This window comes from Gaiella sp., from assembly GCF_039915195.1.
Classification (GTDB): Bacteria; Actinomycetota; Thermoleophilia; order Gaiellales; family Gaiellaceae; genus Gaiella.
Map to the genome: position 1 here is coordinate 1 of NZ_JBDSNT010000077.1, position 18,640 is coordinate 18,640.

At 66.6% G+C, this 18,640-nt stretch carries 15 protein-coding genes and 1 pseudogene; 6 read left to right on the top strand and 10 right to left on the bottom strand.

Features of this window, described 5'->3' with window-relative positions; translation table 11 throughout:
• Positions 1–226, top strand: a pseudogene (locus ABIR74_RS07865) (ABC transporter ATP-binding protein); the annotation flags it as partial.
• A 15-nt stretch (positions 227–241) separates the two neighbouring features.
• On the opposite strand, the gene ABIR74_RS07870 reads toward ABIR74_RS07865, so the two are convergent.
• From ABIR74_RS07870 to ABIR74_RS07885, 4 genes are all read right to left on the bottom strand, one after another.
• The gene (locus tag ABIR74_RS07870; protein WP_348176787.1) at positions 242–1,135 is read right to left on the bottom strand and encodes a hypothetical protein; all 894 of its coding nucleotides are present in this window, start codon (positions 1,133–1,135) and stop codon (positions 242–244) included.
• A gap of 43 nt (positions 1,136–1,178) precedes the next feature.
• Complete coding sequence (ppk1, locus tag ABIR74_RS07875; RefSeq protein WP_348176789.1) at positions 1,179–3,269, bottom strand: polyphosphate kinase 1; 2,091 nt, start codon at positions 3,267–3,269, stop codon at positions 1,179–1,181.
• A 53-nt stretch (positions 3,270–3,322) separates the two neighbouring features.
• The gene (locus tag ABIR74_RS07880; RefSeq protein WP_348176791.1) at positions 3,323–4,390 is read right to left on the bottom strand and encodes an aromatic ring-hydroxylating dioxygenase subunit alpha; all 1,068 of its coding nucleotides are present in this window, start codon (positions 4,388–4,390) and stop codon (positions 3,323–3,325) included.
• Between the two features lie 509 nt (positions 4,391–4,899).
• Positions 4,900–6,285: an aspartate aminotransferase family protein gene (locus tag ABIR74_RS07885; RefSeq protein ID WP_348176795.1), complete on the bottom strand. Its 1,386-nt coding sequence runs from the start codon at positions 6,283–6,285 to the stop codon at positions 4,900–4,902.
• A gap of 105 nt (positions 6,286–6,390) precedes the next feature.
• Between ABIR74_RS07885 and ABIR74_RS07890 the strand changes: the two genes are divergently transcribed.
• Both ABIR74_RS07890 and ABIR74_RS07895 read left to right on the top strand, forming a co-directional pair.
• A complete protein-coding gene (locus ABIR74_RS07890; RefSeq protein ID WP_348176798.1) occupies positions 6,391–7,962 on the top strand; it encodes a M2 family metallopeptidase in 1,572 nt (523 codons plus the stop codon).
• 127 nt (positions 7,963–8,089) lie between these two features.
• Positions 8,090–8,554 carry a VOC family protein gene (locus tag ABIR74_RS07895; protein ID WP_348176800.1) on the top strand — a complete coding sequence of 155 codons (465 nt, stop codon included), beginning with the start codon at positions 8,090–8,092 and terminating at the stop codon, positions 8,552–8,554.
• Positions 8,555–8,723: 169 nt separating this feature from the next.
• Here ABIR74_RS07895 and ABIR74_RS07900 read toward each other — a convergent pair whose 3' ends face one another.
• The gene (locus ABIR74_RS07900) at positions 8,724–9,434 is read right to left on the bottom strand and encodes a type 1 glutamine amidotransferase (RefSeq protein ID WP_348176802.1); all 711 of its coding nucleotides are present in this window, start codon (positions 9,432–9,434) and stop codon (positions 8,724–8,726) included.
• Positions 9,431–10,318 carry an ion transporter gene (locus ABIR74_RS07905; protein ID WP_348176804.1) on the bottom strand — a complete coding sequence of 296 codons (888 nt, stop codon included), beginning with the start codon at positions 10,316–10,318 and terminating at the stop codon, positions 9,431–9,433. Before ABIR74_RS07905 ends, ABIR74_RS07900 begins: the two co-directional genes overlap by 4 nt.
• 252 nt (positions 10,319–10,570) lie before the next feature.
• Between ABIR74_RS07905 and ABIR74_RS07910 the strand changes: the two genes are divergently transcribed.
• Positions 10,571–10,828 (top strand): hypothetical protein, encoded by a 258-nt coding sequence (locus ABIR74_RS07910; protein ID WP_348176807.1) that lies wholly within the window; start codon positions 10,571–10,573, stop codon positions 10,826–10,828.
• A 152-nt stretch (positions 10,829–10,980) separates the two neighbouring features.
• Here ABIR74_RS07910 and ABIR74_RS07915 read toward each other — a convergent pair whose 3' ends face one another.
• The 4 genes from ABIR74_RS07915 to ABIR74_RS07930 form a co-directional block, all read right to left on the bottom strand.
• Positions 10,981–11,724: a hypothetical protein gene (locus ABIR74_RS07915; protein ID WP_348176809.1), complete on the bottom strand. Its 744-nt coding sequence runs from the start codon at positions 11,722–11,724 to the stop codon at positions 10,981–10,983.
• A gap of 64 nt (positions 11,725–11,788) precedes the next feature.
• The gene (locus tag ABIR74_RS07920) at positions 11,789–13,153 is read right to left on the bottom strand and encodes a HAMP domain-containing sensor histidine kinase (RefSeq protein ID WP_348176811.1); all 1,365 of its coding nucleotides are present in this window, start codon (positions 13,151–13,153) and stop codon (positions 11,789–11,791) included.
• Positions 13,150–13,833 (bottom strand): response regulator transcription factor, encoded by a 684-nt coding sequence (locus tag ABIR74_RS07925; protein WP_348176813.1) that lies wholly within the window; start codon positions 13,831–13,833, stop codon positions 13,150–13,152. The genes ABIR74_RS07920 and ABIR74_RS07925 overlap by 4 nt, the downstream gene beginning before the upstream one ends.
• Complete coding sequence (locus ABIR74_RS07930; protein ID WP_348176815.1) at positions 13,830–14,366, bottom strand: hypothetical protein; 537 nt, start codon at positions 14,364–14,366, stop codon at positions 13,830–13,832. The genes ABIR74_RS07925 and ABIR74_RS07930 overlap by 4 nt, the downstream gene beginning before the upstream one ends.
• Before the next feature lie 108 nt (positions 14,367–14,474).
• On the opposite strand from ABIR74_RS07930, the gene typA reads away from it, so the two are divergent.
• Complete coding sequence (gene typA / locus ABIR74_RS07935) at positions 14,475–16,307, top strand: translational GTPase TypA (RefSeq protein WP_348176817.1); 1,833 nt, start codon at positions 14,475–14,477, stop codon at positions 16,305–16,307.
• A 241-nt stretch (positions 16,308–16,548) separates the two neighbouring features.
• Positions 16,549–18,591 (top strand): acetate--CoA ligase family protein, encoded by a 2,043-nt coding sequence (locus tag ABIR74_RS07940; RefSeq protein ID WP_348176819.1) that lies wholly within the window; start codon positions 16,549–16,551, stop codon positions 18,589–18,591.
• Positions 18,592–18,640: the final 49 nt, after the last annotated feature.

Here is an 18,640-nt window from a genome sequence, read left to right on the forward strand (position 1 = left end):
CACGTCCCTGCTGGATCCGCGCGCGGCACGACACCTTGAGCGTTCGCTCGCCTCGGTACTCACGGGCCGCACCGTCGTCGCCATCGCCCATCGCTTGCACACGGCCCACGACGCGGATCGTGTTGCAGTGGTCGAGAACGGATTGCTCCAGGAGCTCGGGACGCATGACGAGCTGATCGCGAACGAGGGCTCCTACGCGGCGCTGTGGAAGTCCTGGCAGTCCTGACGTCGCGGCGTCGGCTCAGGCGGCGCGCGCTGCCGGGAGCGCGGCAAGTTCCAGCGCGGCACCCTCCCGCAGACCACCACGCCCGAGCTCGAGGGGTGAACCGAGAGCACGACACGCCTCGGAGAGGAGGATCGCTCCGGCCAGGAGAGTCTCGGCGCGCTCTGCGCTGATCCCGAACGAGCGTGTCGTCTTCACCGCGGGCCGGCGGCCGAGACGTGCGACGGCTTCGTCGAGGGCATCCACGTCGAGATTCGGGCCGACGATCTTCCCGAGTGCGCGCGCGCTCCCGCCGACGGCGATTCCGAGGTCGGGCGACGGAGGATGGAGCACGGAGAGTGCGCGGCGGGCGGCATCCCGGGCGTCTCTGATCTGTCGAGCGCTTGGTGGATCACTGCGCAGGTAGGCACGCGTGAGGCGGAGCGAGCCGAGGTCGGCGGAGCGAACCCAGGCGGCGCCGAGTCGCGGGTTGCCAACGGCGATCTCGGTGGAGCCTCCGCCGAGATCGACCACGGCAACGACCCCCGGAAGTTCGCCGCTTGCGCGGGCAACGGCGCCGTCGAACGCGAGTCGCCCTTCGCTCGCCGACGTGAGCGTCCTGACCGGCAAGCCCGTTGCCTCGCCGAGCGCGCTGGTCAACGCCTGACCCGAGGAACTCTGGCGACCGGGAGCGGTCACGATCACGGTCGCGAGATCGACGTCGAGGGCAGCCGCCCGACGGGCGAACCCCCGGCAGGTCTTCGCGCACGCCGCGATCTTCTTCGGCCCGAGCGTTCCCGTGCGCTCGATCTCGGCACCCAGCCGCAGGTAGTCACGCTCCTGCGCAAGGGGCTCCACGTCGCCGTCGTCGGTCACGTTCGCGACGAGAAGACGCGCCGTATTGGAGCCGACATCGATCACCGCGACGCGCATTCGAACCCCGATTCTGACGGTCGGCTCGGACGACCGCATCGAACTATGGCTTTTTGCTGACGCGCGCGGGCGACTGCTTGCGGGCTCGAATCTCGGCACGCTTCATCATCGCGATCTGGTGGTCGACGACCTTGTCCGGCTTCTTCGGCATCAAGGGAGCCCACGACCCATCCTCTCCGAGTGCCCAGGCGTGGATGTCGTCAGCGAAGACGCTATCCAGGATCGCATCGAGCTCGTGCCGGGCACGCGGGTTCTCGATCGGGGCGAGGATCTCGACGCGCCGATCGAGGTTGCGAGGCATCAAGTCGGCACTGCCGATGAGGACGTTTGAGCGATCTCCCGCTTCGAAGGAGTAGATACGGCTGTGCTCGAGGAACCGCCCCAGGATCGAGCGCACGCGGATCGTCTCCGACATTCCCGCGACGCCGGGGCGAATCATGCAGATCGAGCGCGCACAGATGTCGATCTGTGCCCCAGACGCACTGGCTGCGTACAGCTCGTCGATGATCGTCGGATCGACGAGGTTGTTGAGCTTGAGTCGAATCCGGGCCTTCTCGCCGTTCCGGCTCGCCTCGGCGACGCGACGTATCTCCTGGACGAGCCGCTTGCGCATCTCGAACGGCGCAACCAGGAGCTTGCTGAACTTCTGTGGACGACCGAAGCCCGTGACGTAGTTGAAGACGTCAGCGACGTCCGCGGCGATCTCCTCGTCGGCAGTGAAGATCCCGACGTCCTCGTAGAGCCGCGCCGTCGACGCGTGGTAGTTGCCCGTTCCGATATGGACATAGCGGCGCAGTCCACCGGCCTCGCGACGGACGACGAGCGTCATCTTCGCGTGGATCTTCATGTCCGAGAATCCATGCACGACGTGGACTCCAGCCTGCTCGAGCTCACGCGACCACTCGATGTTGCGGCGCTCATCGAAGCGGGCTTTCAACTCGACGAGACAAACGGCCTGCTTTCCCTGCTCGGCACAGTCGATGAGGGACGAAACGAGCGCGCTGTCATCGGACGTGCGGTAGACCGCGGTTTTCATTGCGATCACGTCCTTGTCCGCGGCGGCCGCGCGCGCGAAGGCCTCGAAGCTCGAGCGGAACGACTCGTACGGCTGATGGACGAGCACGTCTCCGCGGCGGATCTCATCGAAGAAGCGCGACGCGTCCTTCGCATGCGCGAGGCGCGGCTGTGTCAACGGGACCCAGGGCTCGTCCTTGAGGTCGGGGCGATCGATCTTCGTGAGCTGCATCAGGTCGGCAAGGTCGAGGAGCCCGTCGAGTCGATACATCTCGTCGTCCGTCGCGCCAAGTCCGTCTCGGAGGCGATCGAGCATCGCCTCCGATGCAGATGCCGAAACCTCGACACGGATCACATCGCCGAAGCGCCGACGCCGAAGCTCCGACTCGACGGCCTCGAGGAGGTCGTCGGCGTCGTCCGACACCTCGAAGTCAGCGTCGCGCGTAACTCGGAAGAGCGCCTTCTCGGAGATCGCCATTCCCGGGAAGAGCGCAGGCAGGAAATGGGCGATGACGGACTCGAGCGGCACGAGACGTGAGCCCGAGCTGACGAAGCGATCGAGGCCTTCGGGCACCTTCACGCGCGCGAATCGCTCCTCGCCGCTGTCAGGGTCGGCCGCGAGCACGCCGAGGGAGTTGGAGAGGCCCGAGATGTACGGGAACGTCTGGCCAGAGCCGACGGCGAGCGGTGTCAGGACCGGGTAGATCTCCTGCTCGAACACCGACTCGAGCAGATCGAGCTCGTCGGGCGCGCACTCTTCGACTGTCACGATCTCGATTCCGGCGGCGGCGAGCGCCGGTCGGAGATCATCCGTCCAGAGCTGCGCCTGGCGGGTCGTCAGCTCCAGGATCCTCGCTCGAAGCGCAGCGAGGGCCTGTGTCGGAGCCATGCCGTCCGTCGACCGCACGGCGAACCCTGCAGCCTCCTGACCCATCAGGCCGGCGACCCGCACCATGAAGAACTCGTCGAGGTTCGACGAGAAAATGGCGCAGAACTTCACCCGCTCGAGCAGGGGCAGCTTCTGGTCGCTGACCAGATCGAGGACACGAGCGTTGAACTCGACCCACGACAGCTCGCGGTTGAGGAGACGTCCTTCTTGGTCGGTGGGAGGCGGATTCATCGGCGTGATCGTGGCAGAGACACGGTGCTCGTGGATCTCGATCTGGTGAACGGCTAGCCGTCGGCGCCCAGAGCGTCCACGAGCAGCCGCTCGAAGTGGCCGATCAGCCGCTCCGACTCGGGCATCAGCGTTCCCGCCGTGACGATGCCGGAGCGCATGCCGACCTGGACGCGCTCGACGAGGACACGATCCTCCCCGCCAACCTGAGTGTCGAGCTCCAGGTAGTCCGCGATCCACTGAGGATCCGTATCGGGCAGGAAGAAGTAGTCGAGGAAGCGGTACGTGCGCTCGTTGCCGACCGGGATCACCGGGCCGATCGAGAAGTTGCCACGGCCGGGCATGACGTTGAGCGTCGTCCCGGGAAAGAGGAGGTGGAACTGACCACGGTCGATCTCGCCGGTCGCGTCGTAGATGCCTCCGCCGCCGTTCTTCGGTGGGCCGAACTGGGTCGAGAACGTCGGGTACTCCTCCAGCGCGTAGGTTCCCGGCGCGACGTCGATCGCCTTCGAGAAACTTGGATGCGCGATCGCGCAGTGGTAGCACTCGAGGTAGTTCTCGACACAGACCTTCCAGTTCGCGTCGTACTCGACCTCGAAGCGCTGATAGAACGCAAGGGCGTCGACGTCGACGCCGCCCTCCGCGACGATGCGCGGAAGATCGCCCAGGTGCTCGGCGAGCGTACCGGCGGTCGTGTCGGGGTTGACGAACACGAACGGCCCCCAGGTATCGACGAGCATGGGGACGAGGCCGAGATTCTCGCGATCGAAGCCGGGCTCCAGCTCCGAGCGCGGCGCCGACCGTAACGATCCGTCGAGATCGTAGGTCCATGCGTGGTAGGGGCACTGGAGCGTCTCGCGCTTGCCTGCTCCGTCGCAGAGCAGGTAACCGCGGTGACGGCAGACGTTCACGAACGCGCGAAGCTCGTTATCGCGACCGCGAACGATGACCACGGGAACGTTGCCTGCGCGGGTGGAGACGAACGAGCCGGGCTCCGAGAGCTCGCCGGTGTGGGCAGCGTATTGCCACGTGCGGCGAAAGATCCGCTCCTGCTCGAGACGTGCAACGGCAGGGTCGAAGTACCAGTCGTAGGGGATCGTGCTGCAGTCGGTGGAAATCGCCATCAGGGGATGCTAGCCGCATCGCGGCTGCGGCAGCGGCGTCATTTCACCTCGGGCGAGCTCGCCAGGTACTCCTCACAGACGTCCGCAAAAGGGCCGTCTGCGACGATCGTCCCAAGGGATAGCCAGAGCCGCTCGGGTCGAGGGCTGCTCGAGCAGCGGGCGGTCGTGGCCGGCTGCGATCACAATCCCACCCGCGGCGAGAATCTCGCTCGCCCTCTCCCGCACGAAGGTGCGGTAGTCGTGGTCGATTTGACGTAGTGGCGCCCCCCGGCGTGCGCTGGTGCCAGCGCTCGATGCCGGGCACCGACCCCGCAGCCGCCGACGGTGCCGCAGCGGAGAGCGTGTAAGCGCCGCGTAGCCGGTCGCGGTCTCACATCGCGACGGTCCCGCTCGTGTTCACCCACGATAATCAAACTCCACGACTTCGACGCTCAAACTCCACGACTTCGAGGCTCAAACTCCACGACTTCGAGACCTCGGCCAACTGCCAACGGCCAACTGCTTCAAGATCAGGACGTCAGATCCGCGGCCAGCTCCTCGAACGCCGCTACGAACGTGTTGCAGTCCTCGATCGTGTGGGTGATCGAAAGCGTCCACTCCTCCTCGCGCCCCGGCGTCATGAAGATGCCCCGGTTCATGTTGTAGAGCCACGCGAGCGAGCACAGCTCTTCGTCCTGGTTCGCCTTGAAGGACTCGTAGTCCGTGATCTTCTCGGGTGAGAACGTGACGCAGCCCTTCGAGCCGACGCCGACGGAGTAACCGGGGAACTCGTACTTCTCGATCACGGCCTGGCAGCCGGCAAGGATGTGCTCGTTCAGCGCGTCGAGGTGGTCGTAGGCCTCCGGTGTCATCACGTCCAACAAGTTCGCCCGTGCCGCAGCCATCACGAGGGGGTTGCCGTTGTAGGTGCCGACCTGGACGATCTTTCCCGAGATGACCTTCTCGAACAACTCCTTCGTACCCCCGATCGCACCGCATGGCAGGCCGCCGCCGAGTGCCTTCGCGAGCGTGACCATGTCAGGGACGACCCCGTACTTCTCGACCGCGCCGCCGGCCGCGATGCAGAGGCCGGTCTTGACCTCGTCGAAGATCAGCAGGATGCCGTGCTTGTGCGTGATCTCGCGTACCGCCTCGAGGTATCCCGGCTCGGGCAGGACGACGCCGAGGTTCATCATTGCTGCTTCCATGATCACGCACGCCGGCTTGCGGCCCTCGGCGATCAACTTCTCGATCCGACGCTCCATGGCTTCCGCGTCGTTGAAGGGGACGGCGACCGTCATGTCCGCGACGACCTGGGGGATCCCGAGGCCGTAGGGAATGGATTGGAGATCGAAGCGATCGCCGATCGCGTCGTATTCGACCCCGATCGAGACCATGACGTAGTCGTGATGCCCGTGGTAGGAGCCGAAGATCTTCACGATCGTGTCGCGGCCGGTGACGCCTCGAGCGATCCGGATCGCGTCCATCGTCGCCTCCGAGCCGGAGTTGACGTAGCGCCAGTGCTCGAGTCCCCAACGGCGGGCGAGCTCTTCACCGACGACGATCGAGTCCTCGGTCGGCGCCGCGAAGTGTGTCCCGAGTCCGATCCGGTCGTTCACGGCTTTCGAGATCGCGTCGTGTGCATGGCCCTGGACCATCGAGCCGAAGCCGTTATGGAAGTCGAGGTACTCGTTGCCGTCGACGTCCCAGACCTGCGCCCCTTTGCCATGTGAGAGGTAGATAGGCCACGGATCGCGGGACTGGTACGACGACGCGACGCCGCCGGCAAGGCTCACCTGCGCGCGCGTGTAGGTCTCCTTCGAGCCCTGCGTTCGCGCATCGAGCTTCGCGGTCTCACGCTCGGTCAGTTCCCTGATGCGCGCGCGATCGATGTTCACGTGAGCTCTGGTGGCCATATGGGATTACTCCTTGGTCGTTGAATCGTATTGTGGCTATTCGCGGTCGCGTTGCCAAGTGTTGCCGAATCGCGGCGGAAGCGCGTTGCACTAGAGTCGATCCGGATGACGAACGCAGAGGCCGTCGCAGACCGGATCGAGGCCGACCTGGCACCTATTCACGCGGCCGCATCGAAGGCCGCGTGGGAGATCAACGTCCTTGCGAACGGCGAGAACGAGGCTCGCAGGATCGAGATGGAGCAGGCGCTTTCCGACTTCCTCGCCGACGGCGAGCGATTCTCGCTCATCGAGGCGGCTCGCTCCGAGGCGACTGGGTCGGCGCGGCGGCGCCTGGATCTCCTCCGGGCAGCCTTGCTCGCGAATCAGGTCCCGGCCGATCTCCGCACGCGCATCATCGAGCTCGAGACGGCAGCCGAGATGATCTTCTCGGCCCACCGGGGAGTCGTCGGCGGCAGCCAGGTCGACAACAACGAGATCCTCGAGATCCTTCGTCGTTCCGGCGATGTCTCCGAACGACGGGAAGCGTGGGAGGCCTCGAAGACGGTCGGTGCGGCGGTCGCCGACGACGTGCGCGAGCTCGCGCGCCTCCGCAACGCCGCTGCGCGCGCCGTCGGTTATCGGGACTGGTTCGCGCTCTCCCTCGCGCTCTCGGAGATGGACGAGACGAAGCTCTTCGCCACACTCGACGAGGTCGACGCTGCAACGGCCGAGCCGTTCGCGCTCTGGAAGCTCGAGCTCGACAGGGCGCTTGCGGCCCGGTTCAGCTGCGCGATGACCGAGCTCGCTCCCTGGCACTACGCCGACCCGTTCTTCCAGGAGGTTCCCGTCGAGGGCGGAATCGATCTCGGGCCGATCCTGGCGGACGGTGACACGGTGGCGCTCTCGGAGCGAACCTTTACCGGGATCGGGATAGAGACGCGACCGGTTCTCGATCGGAGCGATCTCTTCCCGCGCGACGACAAGTGTCAGCACGCGTTCTGCATCGACATCGATCGGAAAGGCGACGTGCGTGTGCTCGCAAACGTCGTGCCAGGGCAGTACTGGCTCGACACGATGCTTCACGAGCTCGGCCATGCGACGTTCGACGGCGGCATCGATCCGACACTCCCCTGGATGCTCCGGGACTGTCACACGCTCGTCACTGAAGGGATCGCGATCCTGATGGGGCGGCTGGCGGGGGACGCCGAGTGGCTCGAGCGCGTACTCGGCGCAGGTGCGGACGAGGTGGCCGCGATTGCAGCGGATCTGCGTGCCGCCCGTGCTGCGGAGATGCTGGTCTTCGCGCGGTGGGTGCTCGTGATGACGAACTTCGAGCGCTCCCTCTACGCCGATCCGGATTCGGACCTCGACGCGCGTTGGTGGGAGCTCGTGGAGCGGTACCAGTTGATCGCCGCTCCGGCCGGCCGGTCGAATCCCGATTGGGCGGCAAAGATCCACGTGGCATGCGCTCCCGTCTACTACCACTGCTATCTCTACGGTCACCTCGTCGCGTCGCAGCTCTCGGCGACGCTCGACCGTGAGTGTGGCGGGCTCGTGGAACGCCCGGCCGCCGGTGCGCTCCTCCGCGAGCGGATTTTCCGGCCAGGGCAGTCGGTGCGCTGGGATCATCTGCTCGAACAGGCGACGGGCGAGCCGCTGACCGCGACGTACTTCGGACGCGACATCGGAGCTGCGTAGCCGACGACGATCTCTCGGCGAGCGGACGTGGTGGCCGAGTCGGTTTCGGCGCGGACTGCCGCCGAGTGGGCAGTTTGGATCACCGGTGTGGTTTGCAGCGCGGACGCGCGGACGCGATGATGAGTCTGTGGGCTCCGTTCTCAACCACGTCAGCGTTGTCGCACACGACCTCGAGACCTCTCGGCGGTTCTACGTGGACGAACTCGGGCTCGTCCCTCTGCCGACGCCGAATTTCGCGTTCCCTGTCGTCTGGCTCGCCGCGGGCAACTGTCAGATCCATCTGTTCGAGCGGCCCGGCGAGCCTCCGTCGCATGCGCATTTCGGCCTCGAGATCAGCGAGTTCATGCCGGTTTATCGCCGGATGAAGGAGCTCGGCCTGCTCGATCACGACACGTTCGGGAACGCGATGTACGAGCTTCCGGACGGGGGGATCCAGATGTACGTGCGCGACCCGGCGGGCAATCTCGTAGAGCTGGATCATCCCGATGCGTCGAGCATCCCGCAGGGCGAGGTGCCGGAGTACATGCGCCTCGCCGACCTCCGACCGCAGGAGGGTTCGGCCCGCTCCGCCACGCTCTGGCACGTGCAGTAGTTATCGTGCCGACCGACCGACCGACCGACCGTAGCCAGTGGGCGTCCAGGGCGTCATTCGCGATCTCGGCCTTATCCACGGTGCCGGATTGGTCGCCGGCCCGTTGCGGCATTCCCCCGGCTCCCCGCGATGCTCGTGCTCGTCGATACGGTCGCGCAGTGCGGGCGTGTCAGGCCCAGAGATCGACCCAGCGACCGAAGAGTGTTCGACCGTCTGCCTGCATCTCGGCCATCGAGGCCCTGAAGTCCGCCAGTAGCCGGTCGAGCCCGCCTGCGCCGAGCACCTCGTCAGCCGAGGAGATGTAGGCGGGAACCCGTGCCCACTCGTCCGCCATCGCCCCATCCACCTCGACGTGGAACTGGACGCCATAGGCGACGTCGCCGACGCGGAACGCCTGGTTCGGGTACGCGGGCGACGTTGCGAGCAGAGTTGCTCCCCCCGGGAGGTCGAACGTGTCCTGATGCCACTGGAGCGTCGGACGTGGCCAGGCGAGAGCCGCGAAGACAGGATCGACGAGCCCCTCGTCGGTTGCATGGACGGGGAGAATGCCGACCTCGGGCAGCGGCCCTCGCACTACCCTCGCACCGAGCGAGGAGGCGAGCAGCTGGACGCCGAGGCACGAGCCCCAGAACGGCGTTCCACCCCGCACGGCCTCTGCGATGAGCGTCTTCTCGGCGACGAGCCACGGATGCCCGAGTTCGTCGTTGACGCTCATCGGCCCACCCATGGCGACGATCGCGTCGATACCGGCGAGGCTCGAAGGTAGGGACTCTCCCTCGTCGAGCTCGACGCGCAGCAGCGTTGCCCCGCGCTCGACGAGGACATCCTCGAAGACGCCGGGCGGCTCGCAGGCGATGTGCTGCAGAACGAGGACGTTCATGAGGTCTCGACGGTACCGGGCGCCGGCGGCTCGACGACGCTGCCGGCCGAGAGCTCCACCTCGAGCTCGTCGAGCGCCGCCCGGAGCAGCGCGATGCGCTCGACGACCGGAGCCGACGAATCGACGTCGACGACCGGCCCCGCTCGTTCAGGATGCTCGTCCTGCACTGTCCTTCGGCGCTCGGACTCGCGTGCCTCCTCCATCGAGTTGAGCACGATCCCGATCAGCACGTTGAGGACGATGAAGGCCGCGATCAGGATGAAGCTCACGAAGTAGACCCACGACCAGGGATGGACGTCCATCCCCTCATACATGTAGTTCGGGAAGTTCTCGAGCGTCAGCATCACGAACAGCGTCAGCATCGCGCGGCCGATGTTCCCCCAGTGCTCCGGGATCGAATCGGCAAACATCAGCCAGCCGATCATGCCGTAGACGAAGAGGATCGCCGCAGTGATACCGGCGACCGAGAGAAGCGGCGGCACAGAGCGCCAGACGCCGAGCAGCAGGACGCGGAGATCCGGCAACAGCCGCACGACCCGCATCAGGCGTGCGAGGCGCGCTAGCCGCAGCAACGTCGCGTTCTCGCGAACCCCGGGAATGAAGACCGAGCCGATCACGACGAAATCGAAGATGTTCCAGCCGCTCGAGAAGAAGTTCCATGGCCGCACGCCGTAGGAGAGGATCCGAAGTGAGAGCTCGATCACAAAGATCACGAAGCAGAGATCGCTGACGTCATGAAGCGTCGATCCGTACCGCTCGGCGATGGTCTCGTACGTACCGAGGGCGAGAACGAGAGCGTTGAGAAGGATGACGCCGACGATGAACGCCGTGAAGCCCGACGAGTCGACGAAGCCGGCGAGCCGGTTCCGGGGCACGGCGATCATCTCGATATCAATACCTGTTGTGTCCCGTGGTGGAGGACTCACAAGCGTCGGCGGAGCCGGCGGCGTGCTCCCGCACGGGAGTAGGCGGCGGTCGCCCGGGCCGCACTCCGGCCGGACGTCTATCCTCCGTCCACTGGCAACGAATGGAGGTCTGTTGTGCGTCGTTTCGTCGTCCTTCTCGTGATCGTCGCAACCGCGCTTGTCGCTGCCGCGTCGGTCTCAGCACGATCTGAGGTCAATTGCACTTCCTCCATGACCGTGAGTGGCCAGAGGCTGATCGTGATCGGAACGGGTGTCAACTGCACGACTGCGAAGTCGATCGTGCGCGGGCTCGTCAACGCTCCGTCGATCGGCACCATCCAGATTGGAGCCCTGAGGCTGATCAAGCTCCGGTCGCCTCGAGCGGGATGGAAGTGCTTGACCTCCTCGCCGATCCGCGCGAAGGGCGCCGGGTGCTCGAAGACCGGAACGCGACTCCGAGTGATCTACGTCAACACATCGGCCGCCTGAGTTCCGCGACGTTCGCGAAGGTCCGTAGAAGTGCTCGCACGCCCAGCCGATCCGCCGGAGGATGACGCCAGAGCGATCCGGCTCGCGGAGTAACGCCCGCAAAGACGGGGCTCCCGGCCGAAGCCGGAAGCCCCCTCTTTCCCTGCCCCTTGTTACGACTGGTTGTTCTGGTTGGTCTCGCTTGCCCTCGGCTCGCGGTCCGCGACACGCTTGGCGGGCGTCGCCTGAACCTGCGCGAGCGTGGAGCCACGGCCGGCACGGATCCGGACGATGATCCGGTCGCCGACCTTGAGCTTCGATGCGTCGATGACGGTCGGGATGCGCTTCGCCCAGTGCAGGAACACCGTCTCCGGCCCGGTGGTGAACGTCTGGTCACCTGGCCGCCCGATCAGGAGCTTCAGGGCCGGACGGTTGCCGCCCTTGACCGTGATCGTGATTGTCCCGTCTGCTGAGGACACGAATGTGCCGCGGAAGAGGTAGAGCGGTTTCGTTGGCCTCTCCCACGTCGGGCCGCGGTCAGCAACGGTTGCTGCGGGCTTGACCTTGGTCTGGGCGATCGTGGCGCCGCGATCTGCACGGATGTTGACGGTGACGTAGTCGTTCGGGGCGAGATCGTCGAGACCGACGACCGTGGGGATCCCGTTCGTCCACTTCAGGAACACGGTCTTGTCGTTCGTCGCGAACTCCTGGACCTGCGGCTGGCCGATCAGTGATCGCAGTGCGGCGTGGTTGCCGTTCTGCACCGTGACGGTGACCGACGACGCGGTCTTGCTCTGGAGCTGGCCGATGTAGCGATAGAGCGTGTTGTCTCTCGATCCGCCGGCCAGTGCGGCGGTTGTCGCGACAAGGGTCGCCAGTACGGTGGCCAGGGCGACGACGATGATTGAGCGCTTCATGACACGGTCCTCCCAGTGGATGTGGTTACACCCGTGACACTAGGACCCCGGTGTTCGACGCATTTCAGCGTTGCGTAAGCCGTGCGTAAGCCGTGCGATCAGAAAGCAAGGCTGGCTCGAGCACGAGTGTGAACGCTGACCCTGCGCCCGGCGTGCTCGCGACCGTGACGTGTCCGCCCATTGCCTCCGCTAGCTCGGCGACGATCGCAAGGCCGAGCCCCGTGCCGACGGGTCGGTCGGCGCCGTAGCGATCCCAGAGGTAGAAGCGCTCGAACGCACGACCAAGATCCTCGACGGCGAGCCCCGGGCCGTTGTCGGTCACCATCAGCCTCCCGGGTGTGGCCGCGATCACGACCACCCCTCCCTGCGGCGTACAACGGATCGCGTTCTCGACGAGGTTCGACAGAGCCTGCAGCGTGCGTCCAGCATCGGCGATCGCCGATGCTCCCGACCCGATCCGGACATCCAGACCGACGCCGTACTGCTCGGCCTGCGGCGTATGGCGTGCGAGCGCGTCTTCGGCAATCACGCCGAGATCGACCGGGGCAAGTGCGACGTCGAAGGAACGGCGTCGGAGGCGGGCAAGGTCGAGGAGGTCGCGGATCAGGCGCTCGAGGCGGTGTGTCTCCCGCTCGATCACCTCACCGGCGCGGTCCGGATCGACGACCCCGTCGCTGAGTCCCTCGGCATGACCGCGGATCGCAGTCAGCGGCGTCTTCAGCTCGTGGCTGACCGAGAGGAGGAATGCCCGTTCCGCATCCTGAGCGCGGCGAAGCTCTTCCGAGAGCTCGTTGAACGACGCTGCTAGCTGTCGGAGCTCGGTCGAGCCTTCCACCGGCAGCGGATCGGGCTCTCCTCCCTCGGCGAGCTGCTTGCTGGCTTCGGCGACACGGGTGACGGGTCGGGCAACGGCGCGCGCGAGCAGGAACGCTACGCCGGCTGCGAGTGCCAGCCCGAACAGGGCCGCAAGCGCAAGACCGACCAGGAATGGAGTCCAGTCATCCGACTGGTTGTGTGTCGAGCGAAGGAGGACGATCGCATCACCGCCGCCGAGACGGGCCGCATAGAGGAACGGCTCTCCGCGCACCGATACGGTGCCGACCGCGCGCCCGCTGCGGCGGAGGCGATCCGCGGCTCCGCCGGGAAGGAGGAGCTCGGCCTGCTCCGGCGTCACAATCGCGAGGCGCTCTTCCTCGGTTGCGAGGAAGCGCCCGATGTCGCTGTCGCGTCGCGGCAGCGGGCTCGAGACGTGCTGCGCGGCGATCAGGTCGACCTGACGGATGAGCGCACGCCGCGCGTCCTCGTCGAGAGACCGTCGCGTCAGAGCCGATCCGACAGCGAGCATCACGATCGTGGAGATCGCAACCGTTGCCGCTATGCCGACGAAAAGTCGCGTCCGGAGCTTGCGGGGCGCGTGGATTCGACTCAAGCCGCAGCCTTGTATCCGGAGCCGCGCACCGTACGAATCAAATCCGGTCGATCCAGCTTGCGACGCAGTTGCGCGACGTGGACGTCGACCGTCCGCGTGCCCCCGGGGAAGGAGAGCCCCCAGACACGCTCGAGCAGTCGCTCGCGCGACATTACCGTGCCAGGGTTGGCGAGGAAGTACGCAAGGAGGTCGAACTCCCGACCCGTGAGCTCTATCTGCTGACCTGCCACCGACACCGTTCGACCGTCATGCTCGAGCTCGATATCGCCCGCGACGATCGCCTCGTGCGTCTCCTCGGGCTCCGCTCTGCGCAGGACTGCACGGACGCGAGCGACGAGCTCTCGCGGCGAGAACGGCTTTGTCACGTAGTCGTCGGCTCCGATCTCGAGGCCGACGATGCGGTCGATCTCCTCGTCGCGGGCGGTGACGATGACGACGGGGAGCGACGAACTCTCGCGAATCGCGCGACACAGATCGAGCCCGTCCGCATCCGGGAGTTGGAGGTCGAGGATTGCGAGGCGGAACTCGTTCTGTTCGAGAGCGAGGAGCGCATCGCCACCCCGCGAGACCCACGTCACGCCGAAGCCCTCTCGCTCGAGGTAGGTGCGAACGAGCGTCGCGATGTCCTCCTCGTCCTCGACGAGCAGGATCGTTCCGCCTCGGGGCGCTCTGACGTTCACGCCCTCGCGCGCTTGAGGACGTTGACGGACTTCGCCGGGCGGCCGTCGCGGTGCTTGACGACGACGAGCGCTCCGGGCCGGGCCTGCCATCGGAAGCCGGGGCCGCCACGGAACCGGAACACGGTGGCGCGATCGAGTGGGATCGTGATCGGCCCGGCATCGCTGCCGATCGTGATCGAGTTCCTCGTCAGCGCCGCGACGACGCCGCGGCTCGCGATCAGCGGAGGTCTGCCGAAAGCTCGGATCAGAACCGCCGGGCGGCCACCGTCGTGCGTGACCGTCGCAACGTGCCCCGGTCGGATGTCCGCTAGTCGCGCCGGCTCGCCGTTGAGCCTCACCCGCGTCGCTTCCGAGACGGTGAATGAGGCGATACTGCCGTCCAGGGCGCGCAGCTCGATCTGTGCCGGACCGACAGACTGAACGATCCCCTGATCGTTCGTGAGATAGGACGACGCCGATAGCGCGGCAGCAGGCGCGGCAAGTGCCAGGACCGCTACGACAGCGGTACAAAGGCGGAGAGAGCGGAGCGTCATGTTCACCATCGTCGTCGGTCTCGGTAAGCCTGTCATGGGGCGGGCGTAAGCCCTGTGTAAAGCATGCCACCGGCGGCAGTCGGGCTTTCCGCGGCTACCCTGCTCTCCGTGTCCACGCGCGATGACATCAGAAACGTTGCCATCGTGGCACACGTCGATCACGGGAAGACGACGCTCGTCGATGCGATGCTGTGGCAGTCGGGAACCTTCCGCGCCAATCAGGACGTGGCCGAGCGGGTGATGGACTCGATGGATCTCGAACGCGAGAAGGGCATCACGATCCTCGCGAAGAACACCGCCGTGCGGTACGGCGAGACGAAGATCAACATCATCGACACTCCGGGTCACGCCGATTTTGGCGGCGAGGTAGAGCGCGGGCTGCGCATGGTCGACGGAGTGCTGCTCCTCGTCGACGCGAGCGAAGGGCCGCTGCCGCAGACCCGCTTCGTGCTGCGCAAGGCGCTCGAGGCGCACTTGCGCGTGATCCTCGTCGTCAACAAGGTCGATCGTCCTGACGCGCGCGTCGAGGAGGTCGTGAACGAGGTCTACGAGCTCTTCCTCGATCTCGATGCGGACGAGAGCCAGATCGAGTTCCCCATCGTCTACTGCAACGCCAAGGCAGGTAAGGCCGGGCTGAAGGTCGACGAGCTGGCAGACGACCTTCGTCCGTTGCTCGATCTGTTGCTCGAGACGATCCCGGCACCGACTTACGAGGAAGGGCATCCCCTTCAGGCCCTCGTCACGAATCTCGATGCCTCGGCGTACGTCGGACGCCTGGCGATCTGCCGGGTGAGGAACGGCACGATCACCAAGGGCCAACAGGTCGCGTGGTGTCGCGCCGACGGCACCGTCGAGCGCGCCAGGGTCACCGAGCTCTACGTCACCGAGGCGCTCGACCGCGTCGAGGCTCCCGAGGCCGGGCCAGGTGACATCGTCGCCGTTGCCGGAATCCCGGAGGTCACGATCGGCGAGACGCTGGCCGACTTCGACGACCCACGCCCGCTTCCGGTCGAGCAGGTCGACGAGCCGTCGCTTTCGATGACGGTCGGCATCAACACCTCGCCGCTCGCCGGCCTCGAGGGAACGCGGCTCACGGCGAGTCAGGTCAAGAACCGGCTCGATGCGGAGCTGATCGGCAACGTCTCGCTCCGCGTGCTCCCGACCGAGAGGCCCGACACCTGGGAGGTGCAGGGACGTGGTGAGCTCCAGCTGGCGGTCCTCGTCGAGCTGATGCGGCGTGAAGGCTTCGAGCTCACCGTCGGTAAGCCTCAGGTCGTGACGAAGGAAGTGAACGGGAAGGTGCACGAGCCCGTGGAGCGTCTGGCGATCGACGCACCCGAGGAGTACATCGGCGTGCTCACGCAGCTGCTCGCGCTCCGCAAGGGGCGGATGGAGCAGATGGTGAACCACGGCACCGGCTGGGTTCGACTCGAGTATCTCGTCCCTGCGCGAGCCCTGATCGGCTTCCGCACAGAATTCCTCACAGAGACGCGCGGCACCGGCATTCTTCACCACGTCTTCGACCGCTACGAGCCGTGGTATGGCGAGCTGCGCACCCGGCCGAGCGGATCTCTCGTCGCCGACCGGCAGGGGCCGACGACGGCGTTCGCGATCTCGAACCTGCAGGAGCGCGGGACGCTCTTCGTCGCGCCGGGTGTCGGCGTCTACGAGGGAATGATCGTGGGCGAGAATGCGCGCTCCGAGGACATGGACGTGAACGCCACCAAGGAGAAAAAGCTCACGAACATGCGCGCTTCGAGCTCTGACGAGCTGGTGCGGTTGATCCCGCCCCGACCGCTCTCGCTCGAGCAGGCACTCGAGTTCATCCGCGAGGACGAGTGTGTCGAGGTGACGCCAACCTCGATCCGGCTGCGGAAGGTCGAGCTGACTGCCGGGAAACGGCAGCAGCTGAACAGCCGCAAGGCCCGGGGCCTGTCGTAGCCTCATGAGGCCTGTCCAGGGCCTCTCGTTCCATCTCATCTACAACGAGCGACAAGGAAGTCGCTCGATCCGGCACACGCCGAGTCCAAGCCCCAGGTCCCCCCGGGTCGGGCCCGAGCTCTGATCGGTGTCTCGGGCAGCTCGGACCGCGAGGAGCTTCCTGTCGGCGCGAACGTGGGGTGATGCCGGTGCGGGGGCGGGTACCCGGCGCCAGCCCCCCCGCGTGGCGTACCCTGTCGCCGTGCGCGACCTGAGGCCGCTCTTCGATCCACGCTCGGTCGCCGTTCTCGGTGCGTCTGACGATCCCACGAAATGGGGTCAGTGGATCGCCGCCGGAGCGCTGCGCGGCGCCCATCGGCGTGACGTGTGGCTCGTCAACCGCAAGGGCGGCCAGATTCTCGGACGTGAGGCGTACACTTCTCTTGCAGAGATTCCCGGCCCGCCCGATCTCGTCGTGATCTCGCTGCCGGAGTCCGCGTTCGAGCAGGCGATCGACGACTCTCTCGCGGCGGGCGCAAAGGCGATCGTGGCGATCACGGCGGGCCTCGGAGAGATCGACGACGCCGGCAAGGCGCGTGAAGCTGCCGTGGTCGAGCGCGTCCGAGCCGCCGGTGCCGTCATGGTCGGCCCGAACTGCCTCGGCGTCTACGACGCTGCGGCAGAGCTGGACGTCGGCTCGAACTCGTTCACGCCAGGGTCGATCGGGATCATCTCGCAGAGCGGCAACCTTGCACTCGAACTGAGCCTCCTCGCTGCGGAGTATGGCGTCGGTGTCTCGCGGTTCACCTCGCTCGGCAATCAGGCCGACATCGAGGCGGCGGAGCTCGTCGGGTCGTACGCGGCCGACGAGAACACGCGCGTGATCGGCGTCTACTGCGAGGACTTCCGCGACGGGCGTGCCTTCGCGCGCGCCGGTGCCGCCGCGGTCGCCGCCGGGAAGCAGGTCGTCCTACTAGCCGCCGGTGGCAGTGAGGCAGGTGCTCGCGCCGCCGCCTCACACACGGGCGCGTTAGCAAGCGACTCCGCTGCGATCGAGGCTGCCTGCCGCGCAGCGAAGATCCTCCGCGTTGCGACGCCGAAGGAGCTCATCGATCGGGCGCTCGCGAGCCTCTCCTCCGATCGGCCGCGCGGACGGCGGGTGGCGATCGTCGGAGACGGCGGTGGCACGGGAGTCGTGACAGCGGATCTCGTCACCGAAGCAGGGCTCGATCTCCCCGATCTGTCCGATGGCCTCAAGTCCAGGCTGAGCGAGATCGCACCGACGATCATCACGGCCAACCCCGTCGACCTTGCCGGAGCGGGCGAGGTGGATTTCTGGAACTTCGAGAGGGTCCTGAATGCGGTACTCGGTTCGGGAGAAGTCGACTCGGTCATCTTCACCGGTTACTTCGGCGGCTACAGCGAGATGAACCGCGACTTCGCGCCGAAGGAGATGGCCGTGGCTGCCGCCATCGTCGATGCCGCGCAGGCAAGCGGACGGCCGCTGCTCACGCAGGCCATGTACTGGTGCTCGGCGCCCGCACAGGTTCTGCGTGACGGTGGCGTGCCCGTCTATCGCGACATCGAGGGCGTCGTCGCGACGCTTGCGCACCTCGTCGAGCAGGGCGAAGGCTTCGCCCCTGGTGTGTCAGAGGTCGGCGCGCCCGCCTCACCCATCGACGGCGACGGGTACTTCGAATCGCGTGAGCTCCTCGCCGCGGGCGGGGTGCCGTTCGGTGCTGCGAGGCGTGCCAATTCGATCGACGCCGCCCGCGCCGCAGCAGTCGAGCTCGGTTACCCGGTTGTGCTCAAGGCGCTCGGTCTCCTCCACAAGTCCGACGCCGGCGGCGTTGCCCTCGGCCTTGCTGACGACGCCGCGGTTGCAGCGGCGGCCACCGACATGCACGTGCGGCTGGCGCCCCGGGGCTACTCGGTCGAGACGTTCGTCGACACGACCGGCGGCGTCGAGCTGATCGTCGGCTGCCGGCGAGATCCGCGCTTCGGCCCGCTCGTTCTCGTCGGCCTCGGCGGCGTCTACGCCGAGCTGCTGCGTGATGTTCGGCTCGCGCTCGCACCCGCGGGTGTGGACGAGCTCGAAGCACTCCTGCTCTCGCTCCGGGGTGCCGGAATCCTCACGGGCGCGCGGGGCCGCACGCCCGTGGACGTTCGTGCAGCAGCCGAGGCGGCTGCAGCGCTCTCGCGCGTCGCTGCGGCACATCCCGAGATTGCCGAGATCGAGATCAACCCGCTGCTCGTGACGCCGGATGGCGCGGCCGGACTCGATGCGCGCATCGTCCTCGCCTGACGCGGAGACTTGACCGCGTCAACCACCCGTTCACCGATTGCTTACCCAC